The 22,533-nt window shown below is 71.6% G+C and carries 22 protein-coding genes and 1 riboswitch; of the genes, 18 read left to right on the top strand and 4 right to left on the bottom strand.

Translation table 11 applies throughout. From position 1 onward, the window contains the following. The first annotated feature begins 11 nt into the window (after positions 1-11). The 5 genes from CFW40_RS05460 (at position 12) to CFW40_RS05440 (ending at position 6,731) form a co-directional block, all read left to right on the top strand. Positions 12-1,475, top strand: a complete 1,464-nt coding sequence (locus CFW40_RS05460; RefSeq protein ID WP_088796712.1) for a GuaB1 family IMP dehydrogenase-related protein — start codon at positions 12-14, stop codon at positions 1,473-1,475. A 377-nt stretch (positions 1,476-1,852) separates the two neighbouring features. Then, positions 1,853-3,316: an amino acid permease gene (locus CFW40_RS05455; protein ID WP_088796711.1), complete on the top strand. Its 1,464-nt coding sequence runs from the start codon at positions 1,853-1,855 to the stop codon at positions 3,314-3,316. 10 nt (positions 3,317-3,326) lie between these two features. Beyond that, positions 3,327-3,782 carry an Lrp/AsnC family transcriptional regulator gene (locus tag CFW40_RS05450; RefSeq protein ID WP_030076492.1) on the top strand — a complete coding sequence of 152 codons (456 nt, stop codon included), beginning with the start codon at positions 3,327-3,329 and terminating at the stop codon, positions 3,780-3,782. Positions 3,783-4,070: 288 nt separating this feature from the next. Continuing rightward, positions 4,071-4,886 (top strand): carbon-nitrogen hydrolase family protein, encoded by an 816-nt coding sequence (locus CFW40_RS05445; RefSeq protein WP_088796710.1) that lies wholly within the window; start codon positions 4,071-4,073, stop codon positions 4,884-4,886. Positions 4,887-5,030: 144 nt separating this feature from the next. Next, on the top strand, positions 5,031-6,731 hold the full coding sequence (locus tag CFW40_RS05440) for an NAD(P)/FAD-dependent oxidoreductase (RefSeq protein WP_088796709.1): 1,701 nt from the start codon (positions 5,031-5,033) through the stop codon (positions 6,729-6,731). A gap of 132 nt (positions 6,732-6,863) precedes the next feature. On the opposite strand, the gene CFW40_RS05435 is transcribed toward CFW40_RS05440, so the two are convergent. After that, complete coding sequence (locus tag CFW40_RS05435) at positions 6,864-7,625, bottom strand: DUF5995 family protein (protein ID WP_371127154.1); 762 nt, start codon at positions 7,623-7,625, stop codon at positions 6,864-6,866. A 294-nt stretch (positions 7,626-7,919) separates the two neighbouring features. Here CFW40_RS05435 and CFW40_RS05430 point away from each other — a divergent pair, with 294 nt between their 5' ends. Continuing rightward, positions 7,920-9,305 carry a uracil-xanthine permease family protein gene (locus tag CFW40_RS05430; RefSeq protein ID WP_088801928.1) on the top strand — a complete coding sequence of 462 codons (1,386 nt, stop codon included), beginning with the start codon at positions 7,920-7,922 and terminating at the stop codon, positions 9,303-9,305. Positions 9,306-9,441: 136 nt separating this feature from the next. On the opposite strand, the gene CFW40_RS05425 is transcribed toward CFW40_RS05430, so the two are convergent. Continuing rightward, a complete protein-coding gene (locus tag CFW40_RS05425) occupies positions 9,442-9,993 on the bottom strand; it encodes an SMI1/KNR4 family protein (protein ID WP_088796708.1) in 552 nt (183 codons plus the stop codon). Between the two features lie 169 nt (positions 9,994-10,162). Between CFW40_RS05425 and CFW40_RS05420 the strand changes: the two genes are divergently transcribed. The 3 genes from CFW40_RS05420 to CFW40_RS05410 all read left to right on the top strand — a co-directional run bounded on the left by CFW40_RS05420 (position 10,163) and on the right by CFW40_RS05410 (position 12,201). Next, positions 10,163-10,729 (top strand): DUF2243 domain-containing protein, encoded by a 567-nt coding sequence (locus CFW40_RS05420; protein WP_088796707.1) that lies wholly within the window; start codon positions 10,163-10,165, stop codon positions 10,727-10,729. A gap of 11 nt (positions 10,730-10,740) precedes the next feature. Beyond that, complete coding sequence (locus CFW40_RS05415) at positions 10,741-11,586, top strand: cytochrome c oxidase assembly protein (protein WP_088801927.1); 846 nt, start codon at positions 10,741-10,743, stop codon at positions 11,584-11,586. A gap of 126 nt (positions 11,587-11,712) precedes the next feature. Next, a complete protein-coding gene (locus tag CFW40_RS05410; RefSeq protein WP_176956564.1) occupies positions 11,713-12,201 on the top strand; it encodes a thioesterase family protein in 489 nt (162 codons plus the stop codon). A 140-nt stretch (positions 12,202-12,341) separates the two neighbouring features. Here CFW40_RS05410 and CFW40_RS05405 read toward each other — a convergent pair whose 3' ends face one another. Further along, the gene (locus CFW40_RS05405) at positions 12,342-13,571 is read right to left on the bottom strand and encodes an MFS transporter (RefSeq protein WP_088796706.1); all 1,230 of its coding nucleotides are present in this window, start codon (positions 13,569-13,571) and stop codon (positions 12,342-12,344) included. Positions 13,572-13,640: 69 nt separating this feature from the next. On the opposite strand from CFW40_RS05405, the gene CFW40_RS05400 reads away from it, so the two are divergent. Continuing rightward, positions 13,641-14,969, top strand: coding sequence for an ROK family transcriptional regulator (locus CFW40_RS05400; RefSeq protein WP_088796705.1), 1,329 nt, complete (start codon positions 13,641-13,643; stop codon positions 14,967-14,969). Between the two features lie 93 nt (positions 14,970-15,062). Here the strand turns inward: CFW40_RS05400 and CFW40_RS05395 are convergent, their stop codons facing one another. Further along, entirely contained in the window at positions 15,063-15,842 is a 780-nt protein-coding gene (locus CFW40_RS05395) for an SDR family oxidoreductase (RefSeq protein WP_088796704.1), read from the bottom strand. 171 nt (positions 15,843-16,013) lie between these two features. Then, positions 16,014-16,144, top strand: a riboswitch (FMN riboswitch). A gap of 152 nt (positions 16,145-16,296) precedes the next feature. On the opposite strand from CFW40_RS05395, the gene ribD reads away from it, so the two are divergent. The 8 genes from ribD (at position 16,297) to CFW40_RS05355 (ending at position 22,490) form a co-directional block, all read left to right on the top strand. Continuing rightward, positions 16,297-17,424, top strand: a complete 1,128-nt coding sequence (ribD, locus tag CFW40_RS05390) for a bifunctional diaminohydroxyphosphoribosylaminopyrimidine deaminase/5-amino-6-(5-phosphoribosylamino)uracil reductase RibD (protein WP_176956565.1) — start codon at positions 16,297-16,299, stop codon at positions 17,422-17,424. A 1-nt stretch (position 17,425) separates the two neighbouring features. Then, positions 17,426-18,061, top strand: a complete 636-nt coding sequence (locus CFW40_RS05385) for a riboflavin synthase (RefSeq protein WP_088796703.1) — start codon at positions 17,426-17,428, stop codon at positions 18,059-18,061. Next, positions 18,058-18,711, top strand: a complete 654-nt coding sequence (locus tag CFW40_RS05380) for a nicotinamide mononucleotide transporter family protein (RefSeq protein ID WP_088796702.1) — start codon at positions 18,058-18,060, stop codon at positions 18,709-18,711. The genes CFW40_RS05385 and CFW40_RS05380 overlap by 4 nt, the downstream gene beginning before the upstream one ends. Beyond that, positions 18,708-20,048: a bifunctional 3,4-dihydroxy-2-butanone-4-phosphate synthase/GTP cyclohydrolase II gene (locus CFW40_RS05375; RefSeq protein ID WP_088796701.1), complete on the top strand. Its 1,341-nt coding sequence runs from the start codon at positions 18,708-18,710 to the stop codon at positions 20,046-20,048. Before CFW40_RS05380 ends, CFW40_RS05375 begins: the two co-directional genes overlap by 4 nt. 95 nt (positions 20,049-20,143) lie before the next feature. Next, positions 20,144-20,629, top strand: a complete 486-nt coding sequence (ribH, locus tag CFW40_RS05370; RefSeq protein ID WP_086720683.1) for a 6,7-dimethyl-8-ribityllumazine synthase — start codon at positions 20,144-20,146, stop codon at positions 20,627-20,629. A 158-nt stretch (positions 20,630-20,787) separates the two neighbouring features. Beyond that, positions 20,788-21,060, top strand: a complete 273-nt coding sequence (locus tag CFW40_RS05365) for a phosphoribosyl-ATP diphosphatase (protein WP_046929067.1) — start codon at positions 20,788-20,790, stop codon at positions 21,058-21,060. A 52-nt stretch (positions 21,061-21,112) separates the two neighbouring features. Next, positions 21,113-21,961, top strand: a complete 849-nt coding sequence (gene hisG / locus CFW40_RS05360; protein ID WP_088796700.1) for an ATP phosphoribosyltransferase — start codon at positions 21,113-21,115, stop codon at positions 21,959-21,961. Positions 21,962-22,037: 76 nt separating this feature from the next. Then, on the top strand, positions 22,038-22,490 hold the full coding sequence (locus CFW40_RS05355) for a PH domain-containing protein (RefSeq protein WP_088796699.1): 453 nt from the start codon (positions 22,038-22,040) through the stop codon (positions 22,488-22,490). The last annotated feature ends 43 nt before the right edge of the window (positions 22,491-22,533 follow it).

The raw sequence follows: 22,533 nt of genomic DNA, 5'->3' as shown, positions 1-22,533 counted from the left end.
ATCCTGGCCGTATGCGATTCCTGAATCCGAAGAACGGCGCGCTCGAAGAGAGTTCTTCGGTGCCCTACGACCTGACCTACGACGATGTGTTCATGGTGCCCGGCCGCTCCGCCGTGGGCTCCCGTCAGGGAGTGGACCTGTCCTCCCATGACGGGACCGGTACCACCATCCCTCTCGTGGTCGCCAACATGACGGCGATCGCCGGCCGCCGGATGGCCGAGACCGTTGCCCGCCGTGGTGGTCTGGTCGTCATTCCGCAGGACATCCCGCTCGACGTCGTCACCGACGTGGTGACCTGGATCAAGCGCCGCCACCTGGTCCTGGACACCCCGATCGTGCTGTCCCCGGTCGCGACCGTCGCCGACGCCCTGGCGCTGCTGCCCAAGCGGGCGCACGGCGCGGGCATCGTCGTCGAGGGCGGTCGCCCGGTCGGCGTCGTCACCGAGCACGACCTGGCCGGGGTGGACCGCTTCACCCAGGTGGCCGAGGTCATGTCCAGGGACCTGCTCGTCCTGGACGCGGACATCGACCCGCGGGAGGCCTTCAACCGCCTGGACGCCGCCAACCGCAAGCTCGCGCCCGCGGTCGACGCGGACGGCATGCTGATCGGCATCCTCACCCGCAAGGGCGCGCTCCGCGCCACCCTGTACACCCCCGCCACGGACGCCAACGGCAAGCTGCGGATCGCGGCCGCCGTCGGTATCAACGGCGATGTGGCCGGCCGGGCCAAGGCGCTGCTGGACGCCGGTGTGGACACCCTCGTCGTTGACACCGCGCACGGCCACCAGGAGTCGATGATCACCGCGGTCCGGGCCGTCCGCGCACTGGACCCGCAGGTCCCGATCGTGGCGGGCAACATCGTCGCCGCCGAGGGCGTCCGCGATCTGATCGAGGCCGGCGCGGACATCATCAAGGTCGGCGTCGGACCGGGCGCGATGTGCACCACCCGGATGATGACCGGCGTCGGCCGGCCGCAGTTCTCCGCGGTCCTGGAGTGCGCCGCCGAGGCGAAGAAGTTCGGCAAGCACGTCTGGGCCGACGGCGGGGTGCGCCACCCCCGCGATGTCGCGATGGCGCTGGCCGCGGGTGCCTCCAACGTCATGATCGGCTCCTGGTTCGCCGGCACCCTCGAATCGCCCGGCGACCTCCAGCACACCGCCGACGGCCGGCCGTACAAGGAGAGCTTCGGCATGGCCTCCGCGCGTGCCGTGCGCAACCGTACGAGCGACGAGTCGGCCTACGACCGGGCCCGCAAGGGACTCTTCGAGGAGGGCATCTCCACCTCGCGGATGTTCGTCGACCAGGCGCGGCCCGGCGTCGAGGACCTGATCGACTCGATCATCGCGGGGGTCCGCAGCTCCTGCACCTACGCGGGCGCCGCCTCCCTGGCGGAGTTCGCCGACAAGGCCGTGGTCGGGGTGCAGAGCGCCGCCGGCTACGCCGAGGGCAAGCCGCTGCACGACAGCTGGAACTGATCCGCCACGGGACGCACCCCGTCCCGGCACCGCCGCTCACCGGCCCCGCACCGACTCGGTGCGGGGCCGTTCGGCTATCCGGAACCCGGGCCCCCGGTCCGCCTCACCCTCACGGAGCCCGTACGATCGAACCCCGGCGCGCAACGAACGGCTGCCCGGCGCACCGGTGCGCAATGATCAGTCGCCGTTGCGCAAGGAACCTGCATTACGGCAGGTCAGCGGCGGGCCGTAAGGTCATGCGCTGTACGTGGAGTGACGGAGTCCGTCTGCTCGGCGGTCTCCTGCTGCGGGTTGCTTCGGCATGCCCGTACACCGACCGCTGCCGGTCGCCGTCCCCCGTATCTCATCTGATCGGCAGCGATAAAGGAGCCACCCCAGTGTTGGAGCACGGCGCAGCCCCACCCGCAGGGCCCCCACCGCAGTCCTCCGGAGGCCTCGGCACCCGGTTGATGCGGCGCAAGCCCGTAGAGCGGCTGGTCGCCGAGGGCGGCAAGGGCGAGGGGGGCACGCTCCGCCGCTCGATGGGCATGTGGCAGCTGACCATGATCAGCATCGGCGCCACGCTCGGCACCGGCATCTTCGTGGTGCTCGGCGAGGCCGTCCCGGACGCCGGGCCCGCGGTCATCCTCTCCTTCGTCATCGCCGGCATCACCGCCCTGTTCTCCGCGCTGTCCTACGCGGAGCTGGCCGGCACCATCCCGGTCTCCGGGTCCTCGTACTCCTACGCCTACGCCACCCTCGGTGAGCTGGTCGCCTGGGTCTGCGGCTGGTGCCTGATCCTGGAGTACGGCGTCTCGGTCGCGGCCGTCGCCGTCGGCTGGGGCCAGTACCTCAACGAACTGCTCGCCGGCACGATCGGCATCACCATCCCGGACGCGCTGTCCCAGCCGCCCGGTGACGGCGGCGTCTTCAACCTGCCGGCGCTGCTGGTCGTGCTGCTGGCGATGGTGTTCCTGCTGGGCGGGGCCAAGGAGAGCGCCCGCGCCAACACGATCATGGTCATCGTCAAGATCGTTGCCCTGCTGCTGTTCTGCGGCGTCGCCGTGCAGGGCGTGAAGTCGGGCAACTACGCGAACTTCATGCCGATGGGCATGGCGGGTGTCAGCGCGGCCGGCGCCACCCTGTTCTTCTCGTACATCGGCTTCGACGCCGCCTCCACCGCCGGTGAGGAGGCCAAGAACCCGCAGCGCGACATGCCGCGCGCGATCATGCTCTCGCTGGTGATCGTCACCGCGCTGTACTGCCTGGTCGCGGCGATCGCCGTGGGCGCGATGCCCTGGCAGAAGTTCAAGGGCTCGGAAGCCGCGCTCGCCGGGATCATGAAGGACGTCTCCGGCCAGAGCTTCTGGGCCGTGCTGCTCGCCTTCGGCGCGGTCATCGCCATCGCCAGCGTCGTGCTGACCGTGCTCTACGGCCAGACCCGCATCCTCTTCGCGATGTCCCGGGACGGGCTGGTGCCGAAGGTGTTCGCCAAGGTGCACCCGAAGAGCGGTGCGCCACGGGCCAACACCGTGATCGTCTCGCTGTTCTGCGGCATCCTCGCCGCCGCGGTGCCGCTGGGCCAGCTGGCCGACGCCACCAGCATCGGCACCCTGTTCGCCTTCGCGCTGGTCAATGTCGCGGTGATCGTGCTGCGCCGCACCCGCCCCGATATGCCGCGCAGCTTCCGGACCCCGCTCTCGCCGCTCTTCCCGGCGATCGGATTTCTGCTGTGCCTCTACATGATGGGCAGCCTCGGCGCCGTGACCTGGGTGGTCTTCGGTGTCTGGATGGTCGTGGGCCTTGTGGTCTACTTCGGTTACGGCTTGCGCCGTTCCCGATTGGCCACCGCAGAGAAGTGATCCACCCGCAGTGCGACTGAACGATCTCGACGAACGCATCGTCCACGCCCTCGCCGAGGACGCCCGCCGCAGCTATGCCGACATCGGCCAGGAGGTCGGGCTCTCCGCGCCGGCCGTCAAGCGCCGCGTGGACCGGCTGCGGGCCGACGGCGCGATCACCGGCTTCACCGTACGAGTCGATCCGGCCGCGCTCGGCTGGGAGACCGAGGGGTTCATCGAGATCTACTGTCGCCGCAACACCTCGCCCGAGGCGATCCACCGCGGCCTGTCGCGCTACCCGGAAGTGGCGTCCGCCTCCACCGTCACCGGGGAGGCGGACGCCGTCGTCCAGGTCTTCGCCTCCGACATGCGGCACTTCGAGCGGGTGCTGGAGCGCATCGCGGGCGAACCGTTCGTGGAGCGGACGAAATCCGTCCTGGTGCTCTCGCCGCTGCTGCGGCGCTACAGCTCGGGGGCACCGGGCTGAGGGCTTGTCCCGTACGCCCCCTCGTCCGCCCTCCGTACGGGCTCCTGGCGCACGGCCGAGGGGCCCGTTGCCTTTCAGACCGGGATCCGGCCCTGCCCGCCCGCGCCCCGGTACGCCCGGGTGCAGGGGCCCGCTACCCCTGCGGCCTGGCGCGCAACGAATCTTCGAAAGATCCCTTGAACGCGCAATGAATCATCCCTCGGCGCGCAACGGTGACTCCTTGTCCCGCATCGGCGGCGGCCCGTACCGTCAATGCGTCCACCCGCACCGTCCTCGCCGAGGGGTCCCATGACGTCGCTGCACACCGCCCTGCTCCAGAGTTCGGGCCGGCCCGGCGATGTCGCGCACAATCTGCGGGTCCTCGACGACGCGGCCCGCGAGGCGGCGGCGACCGGCGCCGGACTGCTCGCCTGCCCCGAGCTGTTCCTCACCGGCTATGCCATCGGCGCCGACGTCCACCGCCTTGCCGAGACCGCCGACGGCGACAGCGCCCGGGCCATCGGGGAGATCGCCGCCGAGCACGGCATCGCGGTGCTCTACGGCTACCCCGAGCGTGCCGCGCAGGACGAGACCGACAGCGCCGCGGTGTACAACTCGGCGCAGCTCATCGGGCCGGACGGCTCGCGCCTCGCGAACTACCGCAAGACGCATCTCTTCGGCTGCTTCGAGCACGAATGGTTCACCCCGGGGGAGCGGGCCGTCGTCCAGGCCGAGCTGGCCGGCCTGAGGATCGGCCTGCTGATCTGCTATGACGTGGAGTTCCCGGAGAACGTCCGGGCCCATGCGCTGGCCGGCACCGATCTGCTGCTGGTGCCCACCGCGCAGATGCACCCGTTCCAGTTCGTCGCCGAGTCCGTCATCCCGGTCCGCGCCTTCGAGAACCAGATGTACCTCGCGTACGTCAACCGGGTCGGCGCGGAGGCCGAGTTCGAGTTCGTCGGCCTCAGCTGCCTGGCAGGCCCGGACGGTGTCGTCCGCACCCGCGCAGGCCGCACCGAGCAGCTGGTACGGGCCGAGGTCGACCCCGCCTTCCTGAAGCAATCCCGGGCGGACAACCCCTATCTGCACGACCGCCGGCCGGAGCTGTACGGCCCGCTGACCTGATCCGACCTCGCTCCACCCCCTGAACCGACCCGCCCGCCCCCTCTGATCCGCCGCAGGCCGACCCCCCCTGATCCGCCGCCGGCCGGGCCACCCGGCCCGCGCCGCCCTGCCTGCTGCGCCCCGTCTGCAAGGAGTCCGCCCCCGATGACGTCCACGGTGCCCACCGCCGCCCACCACGCGGATGCCCAGCCGCCGATCACCATGTTCGGCCCGGACTTCCCGTACGCCTACGACGACTTCCTGGCCCACCCGGCGGGCCTCGGCCAGATCCCCGCGACCGAGCACGGTAAGGAGGTCGCGGTCATCGGCGGCGGCCTCTCCGGCATCATCACCGCCTACGAGCTGATGAAGATGGGCCTCAAGCCCGTCCTCTACGAGGCGGACCAGATAGGCGGCCGGCTGCGCACCATCGGCTTCGAGGGCACCCCGGCCGATGCCGCGGGCCTGACCGCGGAGATGGGCGCGATGCGCTTCCCGCCGTCCTCGACGGCGCTCCAGCACTACATCGACCTGGTGGGCCTCGCGACCAAGCCGTTCCCCAACCCGCTGGCCCCGGACACCCCCTCGACCGTCGTCGACCTCAAGGGCGAGTCCCACTACGCGCGTACGGTCGAAGACCTTCCCGAGGTCTACCACCAGGTGATGGACGCCTGGAACGCCTGCCTGGAAGAGGGCGCGGACTTCTCCGACATGAACCAGGCGATCCGCGAGCGCGACGTCCCGCGCATCCGCGAGATCTGGTCCCACCTCGTCGAGAAGCTCGACAACCAGACCTTCTACGGCTACCTCTGCGACTCGACGGCCTTCAAGTCCTTCCGGCACCGCGAGATCTTCGGACAGGTCGGCTTCGGCACCGGCGGCTGGGACACCGACTTCCCCAACTCCATCCTGGAGATCCTGCGGGTCGTCTACACCGAGGCCGACGACCACCACCGCGGCATCGTCGGCGGCAGCCAGCAGTTGCCGCTGCGCCTGTGGGAGCGCGAGCCCGCGAAGATCGTGCACTGGGCGCCGGGCACCTCGCTGTCGTCGCTGCACGACGGGACGCCGCGGCCCGCGGTCACCCGGCTGAACCGCACCGCCGGCAACCACATCACGGTGACCGACGCCGACGGCGACATCCGCACCTACCAGGCCGCCGTCTTCACCGCGCAGTCCTGGATGCTGCTGAGCAAGATCGACTGTGACGATTCGCTGTTCCCCATCGACCACTGGACGGCGATGGAGCGCACCCACTACATGGAGTCCAGCAAGCTCTTCGTCCCCGTCGACCGGCCGTTCTGGCTCGACAAGGACGAGGACACCGGCCGGGACGTCATGTCGATGACGCTGACGGACCGGATGACCCGCGGTACCTACCTGCTCGACAACGGTCCGGACGAGCCCGCCGTCATCTGCCTCTCCTACACCTGGTGCGACGACAGCCTCAAGTGGCTGCCGCTGGACGCGAACGAGCGGATGGAGGTCATGCTGAAGTCCCTGTCGGAGATCTATCCGAAGGTCGACATCCGCAAGCACATCATCGGCAACCCGGTCACCGTGTCCTGGGAGAACGAGCCCTACTTCATGGGCGCCTTCAAGGCGAACCTCCCCGGCCACTACCGCTACCAGCGCCGCCTGTTCACCCACTTCATGCAGGACCGGCTCCCCGCGGACAAGCGGGGCCTGTTCCTCGCGGGCGACGACATCTCCTGGACCGCGGGCTGGGCCGAGGGCGCCGTGCAGACCGCACTGAACGCGGTGTGGGGCGTGATGCACCACTTCGGCGGTGCGACCGATGCCACGAACCCGGGTCCGGGCGACGTGTACGACGAGATCGCACCGGTCGAACTGCCCGAGGACTAGCTCCTCCGGTGCCCGAGCCAGGGTCAAACCCGGGGCCAGGGCCGGGGCCAGGGTCAGGGTCGGTTGCATGCGGTGTCCTCGTAGGCGTCCCGGGGGAGACGCCGCGACACGGTGGCCGGGGTGGTGGCCGGATCAGCCGGGCAGCGGAGTCAGCAGCATCCGCCCGACCAGGCCCACCCCGGCATCCAGCCGCTCGGTGAGCTCTTCGGCCACCTCCGGCAGCCGGCGGACGCCCCACAGCGCCCTGGCCGCCACCCAGGCGCCGTCCCTGGCCTTGTCCAGGCTCCACGACCCGATCAGATGCGTCAGCGGATCGGCCACGTCCAGCACATCGGGGCCGGGCATCAGCCGCTCGCGGATCTGCTCCTCCAGGCCGGTCAGCACCCCGCCGACCCGGTCGAAGTCGCTTTCCAGCGCGGCCGGTTCGCACTCCAGCGCCCGGCAGGTGTCCAGCACCGCCAGCGCCAGATCGTGTCCGATGTGGGCATTGATCCCGGCCATCGCGAACTGCAGCGGATGCACTCCCGGGTGGCGGCGGAGCTGGAAGAGCGGACGCCAGCAGGCCGGTGGCCGCAGCCCGGCGGCCGTGGCGTCCACCGCGTCGAAGTACCGCAGCGCGAAACGCACGTCCAGCTCGCCCGCGGCCGCCGGGTCCTGGAACGCGCCGTCCCCGATCTGCCGCGCCACGGCTTCGGTGACCGCCAGGTAGACCCCGTTGAAGACGGCCACCCCGTCCTCGGCGGGCAGCGCCTCGGCCAGCGCCCGCATCCGGGCCAGTACGTCCGCCACATCCGTCGCGGCCGTGGACTCCGGTCGGGCGGACGGCCGGGCGGCGGGTCCTGCGAGCGGGGCGGCCGGCCTGCCACGGATGTCATAGCGCTGAGTCGTCGTCATCCACTCAGCGTGACATCCCGGTTACGGATGGGGAGGGTGGCTCCTGCTCGTTGACCGGAACGAGGTAACGAACGGCGCGCCTCGTTGTGGCGCGGGAGCGGACGCGAGCCGCTGCCGTCGGGCCGCGCCGGGCCAGGTCGGGCCGGGTCGGGCCGCCAAGGACCGAGGATTCCTCGGTTGCCCTGCGGCGACTCCTCGGATGTCCAGCGACTTCAGTTTGTCCAGAAGCAGTCGTTCGACTATGAATCACCTCGGCTCTGTGACGTGCAGGGCGTCGCGGAGTGGAGAGTGATCATGGCCGGCCTCGGGTGGACAGTGCATGGAGACGGGCGGCATCTGAAGCCCGGCGAGGTGGTCAGGCCCGGGGAGCGCCTGACGTGGGGGCGGACGATCGCGCTCGGTGCCCAGCATGTCGTCTCGATGATCGGGGCTTGTTTCGTCGCCCCCGTGCTCATGGGTCTGGACCCCAGCCTCGCCCTGATGGCGTCGGGTGTGGCCACCGCGCTGTTCTTGGTGATGACCCGCGGACGCATTCCCAGCTACCTGGGCTCCTCGCTCTCCTTCGTTGGCGTGTCCGCCGTGATCGCGGGCCAGGGGGGCGACGCCGGCACGCTGACGGGGGCGATGCTCGTGGTGGGTGCCGCTCTGGCCGGCTGTGGCATCGTCATCCATGCCGTCGGGGCGCGGGTGATCCACGCCGTGCTCCCGCCGGTGGTGACCGGCGCGGTCGTGATGCTGATCGGCTTCAACCTCGCCCCCGTCACGGCGTCCACGTACTGGCCGCAGGATCAGTGGACCGCTCTGGCGACGATGCTGTTCACCGGACTCGCTCTCGTCGTCCTGCGGGGCTTCTGGTCGCGGATCGCCATCTTCCTGGGCCTGGTCTTCGGCTATGCGCTGTCCTGGATCCTTGACCGCACCGCGGGCAAGATTCACTCGGTCAACGGTGCGGGCAAGCTCACGGACCACTGGCGCATCGACTTTTCGGGAGTCGCCAAGGCTGACTGGATCGGCCTTCCCGTGTTCCACGCACCGAACTTCTCGGCCTCCGCGATCCTCGTCGCGCTGCCGGTCCTCATCGCGCTGATCGCGGAGAACGCCGGACACATCAAGGCAGTCGGCGCCATGACCGGTGACCCCTTGGAGGACAAGATGGGCGTGGCCATCATCGCCGATGGCACCGCAACGGTCCTGTCCACCGCGGTGGGTGGTCCCGCCACCACGACCTACGCCGAGAACATCGGTGTGATGGCGGCCACCAGGGTCTACTCCACCGCGGCTTACTGGGCGGCGGCCGGCTTCGCCTTGCTCTTCGGCCTGTGCCCGAAGTTCGGCGCGGTGGTGGCGGCGATTCCCGGCGGGGTGCTGGGCGGTATCACCGTCATCCTCTACGGCATGATCGGCCTGTTGGGCGCCCAGATCTGGGTGCGGAACAAGGTGGACTTCTCGGTCCCGCTGAACCTCATTCCCGCGGCGGCCGGGATCATCATCGCCATCGGGGGTGTCTCGCTGAAGTTCACCGAGCACTTCGAACTGAGCGGCATCGCCTTGGGGACGCTCACCGTGCTCACTGGCTACCATGCCCTGCGCTGGCTCTCCGGGCCGGCAGGACGGCCCCGCACGCCCCTCCTCGACGCCGGGACCGGCGAGTACTCGGAGCCCACGGACGGGGAGGACTGACGCGACGCGGGCACCGCCGCCGCATTCGGCCCCCGGCCCGGCCGTCAGGCTGCTGCCGAGGAGCGCACCCGTCTGTCGGAGGCCCGGCCTGCAAGAAGGCCTCCGCCGTATGCGGCCCGGACGGCGTGAGGCGCGGTCACGGACGCTGCAGCCACTCGGTGTACCAGGCGCGAAAGTCAGGGCTCTCCGGGACGAAGCCGCCCCAGTCCGGGTCGAGCCGCCAGATCTCGCCCGCTCGCGGGCCGGTCAGGATCAGCCGGACGTACATGCCGCAGCCTTCTTCGGCCAGCATGAGCGTGCCCCGGGTCAGGTCACCCATCGAGGCGCCGATCCGGCCGGGCAGGGGTTCGGTGAGGGGGAACGGCGCGGCCAGTCGGCCCGGCAGCCGGTCCTCTTCCCACTCGTCATCCACGGCCCACTCGTCGCCGGCCTCCGGCCGGGGGGTGGTCAACGGCATCAGCCCGTGGCCGGGACCGGCGGGGCCGTTGCCCACCACCGCGACGAAAGACCGGTACGCCGCCGGCAGACCGACCCCGTGGGCTTCCTCGAATGCCTTGATCTCCGCCTCCGGCAGCGCGGGCGCCAGCTCGTACCGGTGCGTATCCGCCCCGAAGCGCGCCCGCTCCCCGTCCTGTGCCGCCATCTCCCGTAGCCGGGCGCGCACGGTGCCCTCGTCCCAGCGCTCCATCCAGCGACCGTAACAAAGGGCGCCCTCCGCGCCCGGTTGTGGAGCGCGCGGACGGGTTCCCCGGTGGATCCGGGCCAATCCCGGCCCGTCGTGTGCCTCAGGAGCTCGTCAGGGAACACGTGGTGTTCCGGGGTCACGGACCCGAAGCACCGGCGTAGGGAGGCATTCGATGGCCACCACCACCGCAGAGACCCGGGCGGGCGCGGCGCCCACGAGCCTGCAGTTACCGGGTCTCGTGCTGGGCGTGGGGCTGGGCGGATTCGTCGACGGCATCCTGCTGCACCAACTTCTGCAGTGGCACCACATGCTCACCAGCACCAACGACGACCGCATCGGCGTGCGGTACTACGACCCCCACACGGTCTCGGGCCTGCGGATGAACACGGTGTGGGACGGCGTCTTCCACGTCATCTGCTGGCTCGCCGTGCTGCTGGGCCTGGCCCTCCTGTACTCCCGTGTCACCCACCACCGGCGCCGTGTGTGGACCTCCCGGGCGCTGTGGGGCTGGATGCTGGCCGGCTGGGGACTGTTCAACCTCGTCGAAGGGCTTCTCGACCACCAGATCCTCGGCATCCACCACGTCCATGGCGGCCCCTACCGGATCTGGTGGGACATGGGCTTCCTCTTCCTGGGCCTGCTCCTGCTCATCGGCGGCTACCTGGTCCAGCGCAGTGGTCCGGCCTTCGATCCGTACGCCGTTGCCGACGGCCGAAAAGCCCGGACCCGGAGCGAATGATGCGTCACGGCATGCCCCTCCACGGCCACGCCGCCCCGGGAGGATGGGCGGGGGTGCTGCTGCCCGCGCTCGGACTGCTGCTCGCCGCGGTCGCCTACCTGCTCCTGGCCCACCGGGCCCGTCGGCGCAATCCGGCGCGGGGGTGGGGGCGACGGCGGGCGGTGAGCTTCCTGTCCGGCCTCGTCCTGCTGGCCGTAGCCCTCCTCCCGCCTCTGGCGCCCTTCGCCCACGCCGACTTCCGCGGCCATATGGCGCAGCACCTGCTCATCGGGATGTACGCACCCCTGGCCCTCGTCCTTGCCGCTCCCGTGACCCTCCTGCTGCGCGTCCTGCCCGCCCCGCGCGCCCGGCAGCTGACCACGGCGCTGCGCACGCGCCCCGCCCGGGTACTCGCTCACCCGGCCGTCGCGTTGCCGCTCTCCACCGGCAGCCTTGCGGTGCTGTACTTCACACCCCTGTATCACGCGACCATGGGCATCCCGGCCGGGCACTGGCTGTTGCACGCGCACTTCCTGTTGTCCGGCTGCCTGTTCGCCCACGCCGTCGCCGGGCCGGACCCCGCGCCCGCACGTCCCGGAGTGCGGGCCCGCCTTGCCTGCCTCGGCGTCGCGATCGCGGTGCATGCGGTGATCTCCCAGCTGATGTACGGCGGCTTCCTGGTCGACATTCACGCTCCTGTCGACCAGGTCCGAGGTGGCGCGGAAATCATGTACTACGGCGGTGATATCGCCGAACTCCTCTTGGCCCTTGCGCTCGTCGCCACCTGGCGGCCCGCGCCCCGGTCACGGCCCCGCACCGGCGCCACGGAGCCGGCTTTGGCCACCGGGACGTCCAGCCCGGCGGGCGGAGCATCCTAAGCGGCCGCTTACGATGGCCTCGGTCCGTCAGATGGCCTCGGTCCGTCATACGAATGTCACCGCACCGTCGGCACCATCCGCATCAACAGCGCCGCCCGGCGCACCCAGACCCCAGGAGCACCACCCGTGAGCGTCGAAACCCTCCAGACCACCACCGTTCCGTACGGCGAACTGGTCCCCGTCACCGTCCACTTCGACGACCTCGACGCGCTCGGCATGCTCCACAACTCCCGCTACCCGCTGCTGGCCGAGCGCGCCTGGGCGGAGTACTGGCACGGCCGGGGCTTCGGCTTCGACGGCGACTGGGCCGCCGCGGGCGATATGTGCAACGTCATCAAGGAGATGCAGGTCTCCTACGAGCGTCCCCTCACCCGTCCCGGCCGCTATGCGGCACACCTCTGGGTCGCCCGCCTCGGCCGCACCGGCCTCACCTACGGCTTCCGTATCTGCTCGGCCGACGGCAGCGAGACCTACGCCCACGGCCACCGGGTGCTGGTCCGCGTCGATGCGCAGACGCTGCGCCCCACCCCCTGGTCCGACCGCGCCCGGAACATCGCGGCGCAGCTGCTCCGGCCGGAGGAGCCGGACGCGGGCGCCGAGGCGGACGCTGCCTGACCGTCGGCGATCCGGAGCGACCGGGCTCACGACCGCAGCTGTCGGTGATCCGGAGCCGCGGGGCTCACGGCCGCAGCCCTCTCCGGCCCGGAGCTGCCCGGCTCCGGGCCGCCGCCCACTCCGGTCCGGAGCAACCAGGCTCACGACCGTTCCAGATCGCCGGTCATCGCACGGGTGCTGCCGGATGCCGTACGGCTCGGCGCCCGCAGGACCCGCGCGCCCAGCACCAGCCCGCACGCCAGCGCCGTCACCAGCATGAACGACGCCGTCAGCGAGGTCGCCTGGGCGATACCGCCGATCGCGGACGGGGCGATCAGCCCGGAGGCGTAGGTGATCGTGGCGACACCCGCGATCGCCTGGCTGGGCGCGGGGCCGCTGCGCCCGGCGGCCGCGAAGGCCAGCGGGACCACGACCGCGATCCCGAGGCCCATCAGGCCGAACCCGCCCATGGCCATGGCCGGATGCCGGGCCGCGATGATCAGCAGGCCGCCCGCCGCGGCCAGCACCCCGCCGGCCCGCACCGTGTGCACCGGGCCGAAGCGGGCCACCACCTTGTCCCCGGCCAGCCGGGCGGCGGCCATGGTGCAGGCGAAGGCGGTGGTCGACGCGGCCGCCAGGCCCGCATCGGTGCCCAGTTCGTCGCGGAGGTAGACCGCCGACCAGTCCAGGCCGGCGCCCTCCGCGAAGACCGCGCAGAACCCTATGGCCCCGATGAGCAGCGCCGACTTCGGCGGCAGCGCGAAGCGCGGCGGCGGATGCTCCTCGGGGGCGCTGCGCAGGTCCAGTACCCCCTGGCAGGCGAGCACACCGAGCAGAGTGAGGACGAGCGCCGCGCCGGCCAGATGGAGCCGGGCGTCCCACCCGGCGTGTGCGGCCACGGTGCCGGCCGCCGAGCCGAGCAGGGCGCCCGCACTCCACATGCCGTGCAGCCCCGACATGATCGGTTTGCCGATCCGGTCCTCGGTCTCCACACCCAGCGCGTTCATCGCGACGTCCGACGTCCCGGCGGCCGCGCCGTACAGCAGCAATGCCGGGCACAGGGTGTACAGGCCGGGGGAGAGGGCGGGCAGGAGCAGCGACAGGGTCCACAGGGCGAGCAGACCGCGCAGCGCGGTGCGGGCGCCGAAGCGGTGGCTGATCCGGCCGGCCAGCGGCATCGCCAGGGACGCACCGATCGCGGGAAAGGCGAGGGCCAGGCCGAGCCGGCCCGGGGAGATGCCGGTGTGATCCTGGATCCAGGGGATACGGGTCGCGAAGTTGCCGGTGACCGAGCCGTGGATGAGGAACACCAGGGCCACGGAGCGGCGCGCGCGCCGCAGCTCATTGCGGGGAAGCGGGGTGACGTCGTGGGGGACACCGGTGCCAGCCATGGCAGGTAAATTATCAGGAACCCTGCCTGATAATAAGGTGTTGACCCGACCGGAGGGAAGATCCACGCCATGCACGCACCGCGCGCGGAGGCGGCCGGCCGCACCGCCTCCCCGGCCACCGCACGGCTGATCAACGACCGTCTTGCGCTGGAACTCCTGCAGTCCGAGGGTTCCTTGACGGCTAGTCAGCTCAGCGCGCTGACCGGTCTGTCCCGGCCGACCGTGGCGGATCTCGTCGAACGCCTGCAGAGGGCCGGGCTGATCGCCGTGGTCGGCGAGAGCGGCGCACGGCGGCGCGGCCCCAATGCCCGGCTCTACGGAATCGTCGCCGACCGGGCCCATCTCGTCGGCCTCGATCTGCGGACGCACAGTGTCACCGTCGCGGTCGCCGACCTCCTCGGCGAGGTACGCGCCGAGCGCACCGCCCCCGTCGGCGCCGACGACACGCCCGAGGCGGCCGTGGCCACCGCCCTCGCCGTCGTGGACCAGGCCCTTGCCGCGACGGGCGCACACCACCCCCACACCATCGCCGTCGGCGCCCCCGGCCTGGTCGACCCCGCGACCGGGCGGCTCGGCGGCACCGACTGGATCCCGTCCTGGCATGTCGCCCTGGTCGACGCGCTGCGCACACGGCGTGCCGTCTCCGTCCTGCTGGAGAACGAGGTCAATCTCGCCGCCCTCGCCGAGCAGCGGGCCGGGGCGGCCCGCGACCGCGACACCTTCGTCCTGCTCTGGCTCGGCCACGGCACCGGCGCCGCGGTCGTGCTGGACGGCACGCTGCGGCGGGGCGCCTCGGGCGGCACCGGCGAGATCGGCTTTCTGCCGGTCCCCGGCACCGCCGCGCTGCCCTCGGCGAGCGGCTGCGACGGCGGCTTCCACTCCCTGGCGGGCTCCGCCGCGATCTGCGCCCTCGCCGCGGAACACGGCCTGTTGCCGACCGGGACCGGCCCCGCGCCCACGGTGGTGCATCCACCCTCGTTCGACGCCGACGCCGACGCCGACGCCGACGCCGACGCCCCGCCTTCCGAGGCCGAAGAAGCCGACGCGGACGCCCCGCCCGCCGAAGCCGTCGTACGCGCCGCCGTGTCCGCCGTGTCCACCCCGTCCGCCGCCTCCGCCGGCGCCGCGGCCTTCCTGGACGCACTGGCCGCACGGATCGCCCTCGGCGTGGCGGCGGTGTGCGCCGTGCTCGACCCCGGGTGTGTCGTCCTCGGCGGGGAGATCGGCCGGGGCGGCGGCGAGGAGCTGGCCGGGCGGGTCGCCGGGCAGCTGGCCCGGCTCTCCCCGCTGCGCACCGACGTCCGCGCGGGGGCGGTCGGAGGGCGGGCGGTGCTGCGCGGCGCCGTCCTCGCCGCGCGCGAGGCCGCACAGAACGAGCTGTTCACCTCAGCGGGGTGAGCCGGTGAGGTCCCTGCGTGCGCGCCAACCGCCTTGCCTCCGTGGTGCGTTGACCTCGCCGGCGGCAGGAGCTGCCCGCCCCGCGCGGGCGGGTCATCGACGGGCCCCGGCCCCCGTACGCTCCGCGAGGAATTCGGCGTAGGTCCGCAGACCGTCGGCGTGCTCCGGGGTGAGGTTGCCGCCGCGGCGCAGTGCCGCGGCGGACGCGCCCGGCAGCCACAGCGGCATCAGCAGCCGGTGCCGCCCACCCGCTTCCAGCGTGGCCCGCACGAGATCCCGGGCGTCCAGCACCTCGGGACCACCCATGTCGGTGACCCGCCCGGCCGGTTCGCCGGCCGCCAACTCGGCCAGCCGGGCGGCGACTTCCTGCACCTCGATCGGCTGCACCCGTACGCCCGTCGGCACCGGGAGCACCGGCGACCGGGCCCCCGCCTTGATCACGTCGAGCACGAGGTGGTGGAACTGCGTGGTCCGCAGCACCGTCCAGCCGATACCGGAGTCCTCGATCAGGCGCTCCACGGCGAGCTTGGTGCGGTAGTAGCGGATCGGGACGCGGTCCACGCCGACGATCGAGATGTACACCAGGTGCGCCACGCCCGCCGCCCTCGCCGCCGCGATGAGCCGCCCGGCCGCCTCCGCGTCCCCGCCCGCCGGTGACGAGGCGCAGTGCACGATCGCGTCAACGCCGGTCACCGCCTCGGGCAGGCCCGTGCCGTCCCGCAGGTCGACCGCGTACGAACGCGGGCGCGGGCGTGCCGTTCCGGTGTGCGGCCGCCGGCTCAGCGACCGGACGTCATGGCCGTCGTCGAGCAGCCGGCCGACCAGGACCCGCCCGAGTGTGCCCGTGCCGCCGGTCACCAGAATTGTCGCCATCGCGGATCAGTCCTTGGGGGAGAAGGGACGCGTACTCCTCCGCTATGACGAATCACCCGCGCCGTCTGTGACAGGCGGCGCGCCGGGTGCTGTGAGGCAGCCCACAGCGCTTCGCCCGCATGGGCGACTACCGGCCGTGGCAGACTGAAGCTGTACTGACATAAGAAGCAGCAGCGCACTCCGGGGTCGGTGTAATTCCGAACCGGCGGTAACAGTCCGCGACCCGTCCGCAGCCAGCGGCCGGTTGAGCAGGTGAAATTCCTGCACCGACGGTGAAAGTCCGGATGGGAGGCAGTGCGCGGCGGGCCAGCTTCGGTACACCGCCGTCGGCGGCGCGTCCGGATTCCTTCCGGACGGGTTCTCCTTTCCGGCCGCGGTGTTCCCCGTGGCGTTGTTCCGCTTTCTGTCGTCCAGACAGCCCCGGAGTCCGTGCCCTGAGAGGCAGGAGGACCCGGTGGCCACCTCAGCCCCCGTCGAGGCCGCGGCGATGCGCCGAGCCATCGAGCTCGCCGCGCGCGGCCTCGGGCACACCAGCCCGAATCCGGTCGTCGGCTGCGTCATCCTGGACCCCGCAGGCCGCACGGTGGGTGAGGGCTGGCACCAGCGGGCCGGCGGGCCGCACGCCGAGATCCATGCCCTGCGTGCCGCGGGCGAGCTGGCACGGGGCGGCACCGCACTGGTCACCCTCGAACCCTGCAACCACACCGGACGCACCGGTCCCTGCGCCCAGGCGCTGATCGACGCCGGGATCTCCCGCGTCGTCTACGCCGTCTCCGACCCCAATCCGACGGCCACCGGCGGCGCCGTCACCCTGGCCGCCGCCGGTATCGACGTCGAGGGCGGACTGCTCGCCGACGAGGCCGCCGCCGGCAACGAGGCCTGGCTGACCTCGGTCCTGCGCCGCCGCCCGTTCGTTCTGTGGAAGTACGCCGCCACCCTCGACGGCCGGATCGCCGCCGCCGACGGCACCAGCCGCTGGATCTCCTCGCCCAAGTCACGTGCCGATGTGCACCGGCTGCGGGCCGCCGCGGACGCCGTCATCGTCGGCTCCGGCACCGCCCGCGCCGACGACCCGCAGCTCGGCGCCCGGATCGGCGGACTCGCCGACGACGAGATCAGCCAGCCGCTGCGGGTCGTCGTCGACTCCGGCGCCACCGCCGTCAAGGCCGGCGCCCGCGTCCTGGACGGCACCGCCCCCACCCTCATCGCGGTCGCCGAGGACGCCGACGCCGGCCACCTCGAAGGTCTCGCCCCGCTCCTGCGGCTCCCCCGCGCCGCAGCGGGACGCGGGCTGTCCATCCCCGCACTGCTCCAGGCCCTGTACGAGCGCGAGGTGCGCTCCGTCCTGCTCGAAGGCGGCCCCACGCTCGCCGGGGCCTTCCTCGCCGCCCAGGCCGTCGACAAGGTCGTCGGCTATCTCGCCCCGGTGCTGCTCGGCGCCGGACCGGCCGCCGTCGGCGACGCCGGAATCACCACCATCGCCCAGGCGTTGCGGCTCGACGTGACCGACACCGAACGGCTCGGACCCGACCTGCGCATCACCGCCACTCCCATCCGCCACGCCCTCCCCGAGGAGAACTGAAGTGTTCACCGGAATCGTCGAAGAACTGGGTGAGGTCGTCGCCGTCGACAACCTCGGTGACGCCTCCCGCTTCCGGCTGCGCGGCCCCGTCGTCACCGAGGACGCCAAGCACGGCGACTCGATCGCCGTCAACGGCGTCTGTCTGACCGTCGTGGACACCGCCGACGGTGAATTCACCGCCGATGTGATGGCCGAGACCCTGAACCGCTCCAGCCTCGGCGCGCTGGCCCCCGGTTCGCGGGTCAACCTGGAGCGCCCCATGGCGCTCGGCGGACGGCTGGGCGGACACCTCGTCCAGGGGCATGTCGACGGCACCGGCACCCTTGTCGACCGCACCCCCGCCGAGCACTGGGAGATCGTCAAGATCGCGCTGCCGGCCGGGCTGTCCCGTTATGTCGTCGAGAAGGGCTCCATCACGGTCGACGGCGTCAGCCTGACCGTGGTGGAGGCCGGGGACGACTTCTTCACCATCAGCCTCATCCCCACCACGCTCGCCCTGACCACCCTGGGCTTCAAGAAGGCCGGCGACCCGGTCAACCTCGAGGTCGACGTCCTCGCCAAGTACGTCGAGCGGCTGCTCGGCCGGGGCAGCGGCGACCTCAAGGCTCTCGACGAGCTCAAGGAGATGGACCGGTGAGCGCCCTCGACTCGCTGAACGGCGTGGCCTTCACCGCCTTCGGACAGCACGTCATCTGGTCGGACATGATCGGCAACACCATCGGTCTGGCCGCCCTGGCGCTCGGCTGGCGGCGCTCCATCTGGACCTGGCCCGCCCAGTTCCTCTCCGGCGTGATCCTCGTCGCCGCTTATTCCTCCGCCCACCTCAGCGGCGGCGTCGGCAAGCAACTCCTGGTCATCGGCGTGGCGTTGTGGGGCTGGCGGCAGTGGCAGCGCGGCCGGCAGCAGGCGCAGGACGGCTCCATCGCCGTACGCTTCGCCGACTGGCGCGAGCGCGGTCTGCTGCTGGGCGGCACCGCCCTGGGCACCGCGGCCGTCGGCACCCTGTTCACCCTGCTGCCGCAGCTGTCCTGGAACCCCTGGCCGGACGCCTACATCTTCGTCGGCACGCTCGCCGCGATGGTCGCCCAGGCCCGCGGACTGGTCGAGTTCTGGTGCGCCTGGCTGCTGGTCGACCTCGTCGGCGTCCCGCTCGCCTTCAGCAGCGGCCTCGCCTTCTCCGGCCTCGTCTACGTCGTCTATCTCGCCCTCGTCGTGTGGGGCATGCGCGATTGGTGGCTGCGCTCGCGCGCCGCCGGCCGCACCGTCCTGGAAGGAGCAGCGGCATGACCGCCCTCAAGAGCTGGTATGACACCGAGAACGCCGACGAGGCTTCCCTGGCGCTCGACCCCGTCGAGCAGGCCATCGCCGATATCGCCGCCGGCCGCCCCGTGGTCGTCGTGGACGACGAGGACCGCGAGAACGAGGGCGACCTCGTGGTCGCCGCGGAGAAGGCCACCCCCGAGATCGTCGCCTTCATGATGAGCGAGTGCCGCGGTCTGATCTGCGCCCCCATGGAGGGCACGGAGCTGGACCGGCTGGAACTCCCGCAGATGGTCGAGCACAACACCGAGTCGATGCGGACCGCCTTCACCGTCTCCGTCGACGCCACCGCCGCGCACGGCGTGACCACCGGCATCTCCGCCGCCGACCGCGCCACCACCCTGCGGCTGCTGGCCTCCGGCGAGTCGGTCGCCGGCGACTTCGTCCGGCCCGGCCACATCTTCCCGCTGCGCGCCCGGCCCGGCGGGGTGCTGGTCCGCAACGGCCACACCGAGGCCGGTGTCGACCTCGCCCGGCTGGCCGGACTGCGCCCGGCCGCCGCCATCGTGGAGATCGCGGGCGAGGACGGCACGATGCTGCGGCTGCCGGAACTGGTGCCGTTCGCCCGTAAGCACGGACTGTCGATCATCTCCATCGAGGACCTGATCGCCTACCGGCAGTCGTCCGAACCCACCGTCCGCCGCGAGGCCACCACCCGGCTGCCCACCGCACACGGCGAGTTCACCGCGTACGGCTACCGCTCCACCGTCGACGGCGTCGAGCACATCGCGCTGGTCGCGGGCGAGCTCGGCGACGGCGAGGACATCCTGGTCAGGGTGCACTCCGAGTGCCTGACCGGGGACATCTTCCACTCGCTGCGTTGCGACTGCGGCCCCCAGCTGGCGGCCTCGCTGCAGCGGATCACCGAAGCCGGCCGGGGCGTGGTGATCTACCTCCGCGGCCACGAGGGACGCGGCATCGGACTGCTGTCCAAGCTGCGCGCCTACGAACTCCAGGAGCGCGGGCGCGACACCCTGGACGCCAACCTCGAACTGGGCCTGCCCGCCGATTCCCGCGATTACGCCGCGGGCGCGCAGATGCTCCAGGACCTCGGGGTGCGCTCGCTGCGCCTGATGACGAACAACCCCGAGAAGACCGCAGCCCTGGTGCGGTACGGCCTGCGGGTCACCGGCCGGGAGCCGATGCCCGTCAAGGCCGGCGAGCACAATCTGCGGTATTTGCGGACCAAGCGGGACCGGATGGGGCACGACCTGCCCTGGCTGGACCCCGCTGCCACCACGGGGGCGGCCGGAGCGGCGGACGCCGCACCCCCTGCCGCCACCACCACCTGCGACCACCAGTAGCCACCCGGCATCACGCCACCACCCGGCACCACCCCTGAGACAGCACCACCACCCGTAAGACCAGCACCGGCACCACCACCCGTAAGAGGAGAACCGTGAGCGGCAAGGGCGCACCCGAACTGACCGTGAAGAACTGTGGCGACCTGCGGGTGGCCGTCATCGCGGCGCAATGGCACGAGCAGGTCATGAACGGCCTGGTGGACGGCGCACTGCGCGCCCTGACCGAGCTCGGCATCGACGAGCCCACCCTGCTGCGGGTGCCCGGCGCCTTCGAGCTGCCGGTCGTCGCCAAGGTGCTGGCCGGTCGCGGCTATGACGCGGTGGTCGCCCTCGGCGTGGTCATCAAGGGCGGCACCCCGCACTTCGACTACGTCTGCCAGGGCGTCACCCAGGGCCTGACCCAGGTGTCGGTGGACACCGGCGTACCGGTCGGCTTCGGCGTGCTGACCTGCGACACCGAGCAGCAGGCGCTTGACCGCGCCGGCCTCGAAGGATCCACCGAGGACAAGGGCCACGAGGCGGTCACCGCCGCCGTCGCCACCGCCGCGACGCTGCGGACCGTGTCCGAGCCCTGGCGCTGATCGCCCGCCACCACCCTTCAGCCGAGGCGTCGCACGCCCACCCGTCGCCCGCCACCACCTTCGGCCGAGGCGCTGCGCGCCCACCCGTCGCCCGCCACCACCCTTCGGTCGAGGCGTTGCATGCCGCCGCACTTTCACCGCGTAGGGTGGTCACCATCATGTCCAAGAAGACGTTCGAGGAGCTCTTCGCCGAGCTCCAGCAGAAGGCCGCCACGGGCGACCCCGCCACCTCCCGTACCGCCGAGCTGGTACAGGCCGGTGTCCATACGATCGGCAAGAAGGTCGTCGAGGAGGCCGCCGAGGTGTGGATGGCCGCCGAGTACGAGTCCGACGAGGCCGCCGCCGAGGAGATCTCCCAGCTCCTCTACCACCTGCAGGTCATGATGGTCGCCAAGGGCATCTCCCTGGACGACGTCTACGCCCACCTCTGATCCACCACCCGCACCCTCCGCAACACCCCTCAGTGCAAAGGAATTCGCTCTCATGCTGCGCATCGCTGTCCCCAACAAGGGTTCACTGTCCGAGCCTGCGTCGGCGATGCTCCATGAGGCCGGATACCGCCAGCGCAAGGACCGCAGGGAACTGGTCCTGGTCGACGTCGAGAACGAGGTCGAGTTCTTCTTCCTGCGCCCGCGCGACATCGCGGTCTACGTCGGCTCCGGCAAGCTCGACATCGGCATCACCGGCCGTGACCTGCTGCTGGACTCCGGCTCGCCGGCCGAGGAGATCCTCCAGCTCGGCTTCGCCGGCTCGACGTTCCGCTACGCCACCCGTCCGGGTACCGCCAAGGACGTCAGCGAGTTCGGCGGCATGACGATCGCCACCTCGTTCTCCGGCCTGGTCCGTCAGCACCTCCTCGACAACGGCGTGGACGCCTCCGTCGTCCACCTCGACGGCGCCGTGGAGACCGCCATCCAGCTCGGCGTCGCCGAGATCATCGCGGACGTCGTGGAGACCGGCACCACCCTGCGCAACGCCGGGCTGGAGATCATCGGCGAGCCGATCCTCAAGTCCGAGGCCGTGGTCATCCGCGGCACCGGCGCGCCGGACGACGACCCGAAGGTGCGCCAGTTCCTGCGCCGCATGCAGGGCGTCCTGGTGGCCCGCCGGTACGTGATGATGGATTACGACATCCGGGTCGAGCACGTCGAGAAGGCCGTCGGCCTCACCCCGGGCCTGGAGTCGCCGACCGTCTCCCCGCTGCACCACGAGGGCTGGGTCGCGGTCCGCTCGATGGTCCCGTCCCAGGACGCCCAGCGCATCATGGACGAGCTCTACGACCTCGGCGCCCGTGCGATCCTGACCACCGGTATCCACGCCTGCCGGCTCTGACCCGCGGCCGGCCCCGGCCCCGGCACCTCCTGCTCCCCGTACGCACCGCTGCCTCCACCACGGAAGACCCGACGACGTGTCCGCGCCCCTGCCCAGCCTCCCGGTGACGTTCCGGCCGACCCGCACCCGGGTCGTCCTGTACGCCGTCGGCATCGCCCAGCTCGCCGCCCTCACCGTGATCGCGCTGCTGCTGCCGAAGCTGACCGGCGGCGAGCGGCTGAGCTTCGTCGTCACCGGGCTGCTGGTGCTCGCCGTCCTCCTGCTGCTCAGCCGCCCCAAGGTGGTGGCGCGGCAGGAGGGCGTCACGGTGGTCAACCTCACCACCAAGCGCGAGCTGGCCTGGGCCCAGGTCGTGCGCGTCAACCTCCGCGAGGGCGACCCCTGGGTCCACCTCGACCTCGCCGACGGCACCAGCCTGCCCGCCATGGGCATCCAGCCCGGTATCGCCAGGGACCAGGCCATCCGGGATGCCCGTGCGCTGCGCGACCTCACCGAGAAGCACGGTGCCGTCGACCACACGGCCGGTTGAGCCTGCCCTAATCAGGGTCCCGCTGTTTACTCTGTTCTCCGGG

It is taken from the genome of Streptomyces sp. 2114.4, assembly GCF_900187385.1.
GTDB lineage: Bacteria > Actinomycetota > Actinomycetes > Streptomycetales > Streptomycetaceae > Streptomyces > Streptomyces mooreae.
This window is presented reverse-complemented; position numbering and strand designations above follow the sequence as displayed.

Coding starts and splice junctions, on each gene's coding strand:
- CFW40_RS05460 (WP_088796712.1), top strand. CDS start 12: ATGCGATTCCTGAATCCGAAGAACGGCGCGCTCGAAGAGAGTTCTTCG.
- CFW40_RS05445 (WP_088796710.1), top strand. CDS start 4,071: ATGACGTCGCTGCACACCGCCCTGCTCCAGAGTTCGGGCCGGCCCGGC.
- CFW40_RS05440 (WP_088796709.1), top strand. CDS start 5,031: ATGACGTCCACGGTGCCCACCGCCGCCCACCACGCGGATGCCCAGCCG.
- CFW40_RS05435 (WP_371127154.1), bottom strand. CDS start 7,625: ATGACGACGACTCAGCGCTATGACATCCGTGGCAGGCCGGCCGCCCCG.
- CFW40_RS05430 (WP_088801928.1), top strand. CDS start 7,920: ATGGCCGGCCTCGGGTGGACAGTGCATGGAGACGGGCGGCATCTGAAG.
- CFW40_RS05425 (WP_088796708.1), bottom strand. CDS start 9,993: ATGGAGCGCTGGGACGAGGGCACCGTGCGCGCCCGGCTACGGGAGATG.
- CFW40_RS05420 (WP_088796707.1), top strand. CDS start 10,163: ATGGCCACCACCACCGCAGAGACCCGGGCGGGCGCGGCGCCCACGAGC.
- CFW40_RS05415 (WP_088801927.1), top strand. CDS start 10,741: ATGCCCCTCCACGGCCACGCCGCCCCGGGAGGATGGGCGGGGGTGCTG.
- CFW40_RS05405 (WP_088796706.1), bottom strand. CDS start 13,571: ATGGCTGGCACCGGTGTCCCCCACGACGTCACCCCGCTTCCCCGCAAT.
- CFW40_RS05400 (WP_088796705.1), top strand. CDS start 13,641: ATGCACGCACCGCGCGCGGAGGCGGCCGGCCGCACCGCCTCCCCGGCC.
- CFW40_RS05395 (WP_088796704.1), bottom strand. CDS start 15,842: ATGGCGACAATTCTGGTGACCGGCGGCACGGGCACACTCGGGCGGGTC.
- CFW40_RS05375 (WP_088796701.1), top strand. CDS start 18,708: ATGACCGCCCTCAAGAGCTGGTATGACACCGAGAACGCCGACGAGGCT.
- CFW40_RS05365 (WP_046929067.1), top strand. CDS start 20,788: ATGTCCAAGAAGACGTTCGAGGAGCTCTTCGCCGAGCTCCAGCAGAAG.
- hisG (WP_088796700.1), top strand. CDS start 21,113: ATGCTGCGCATCGCTGTCCCCAACAAGGGTTCACTGTCCGAGCCTGCG.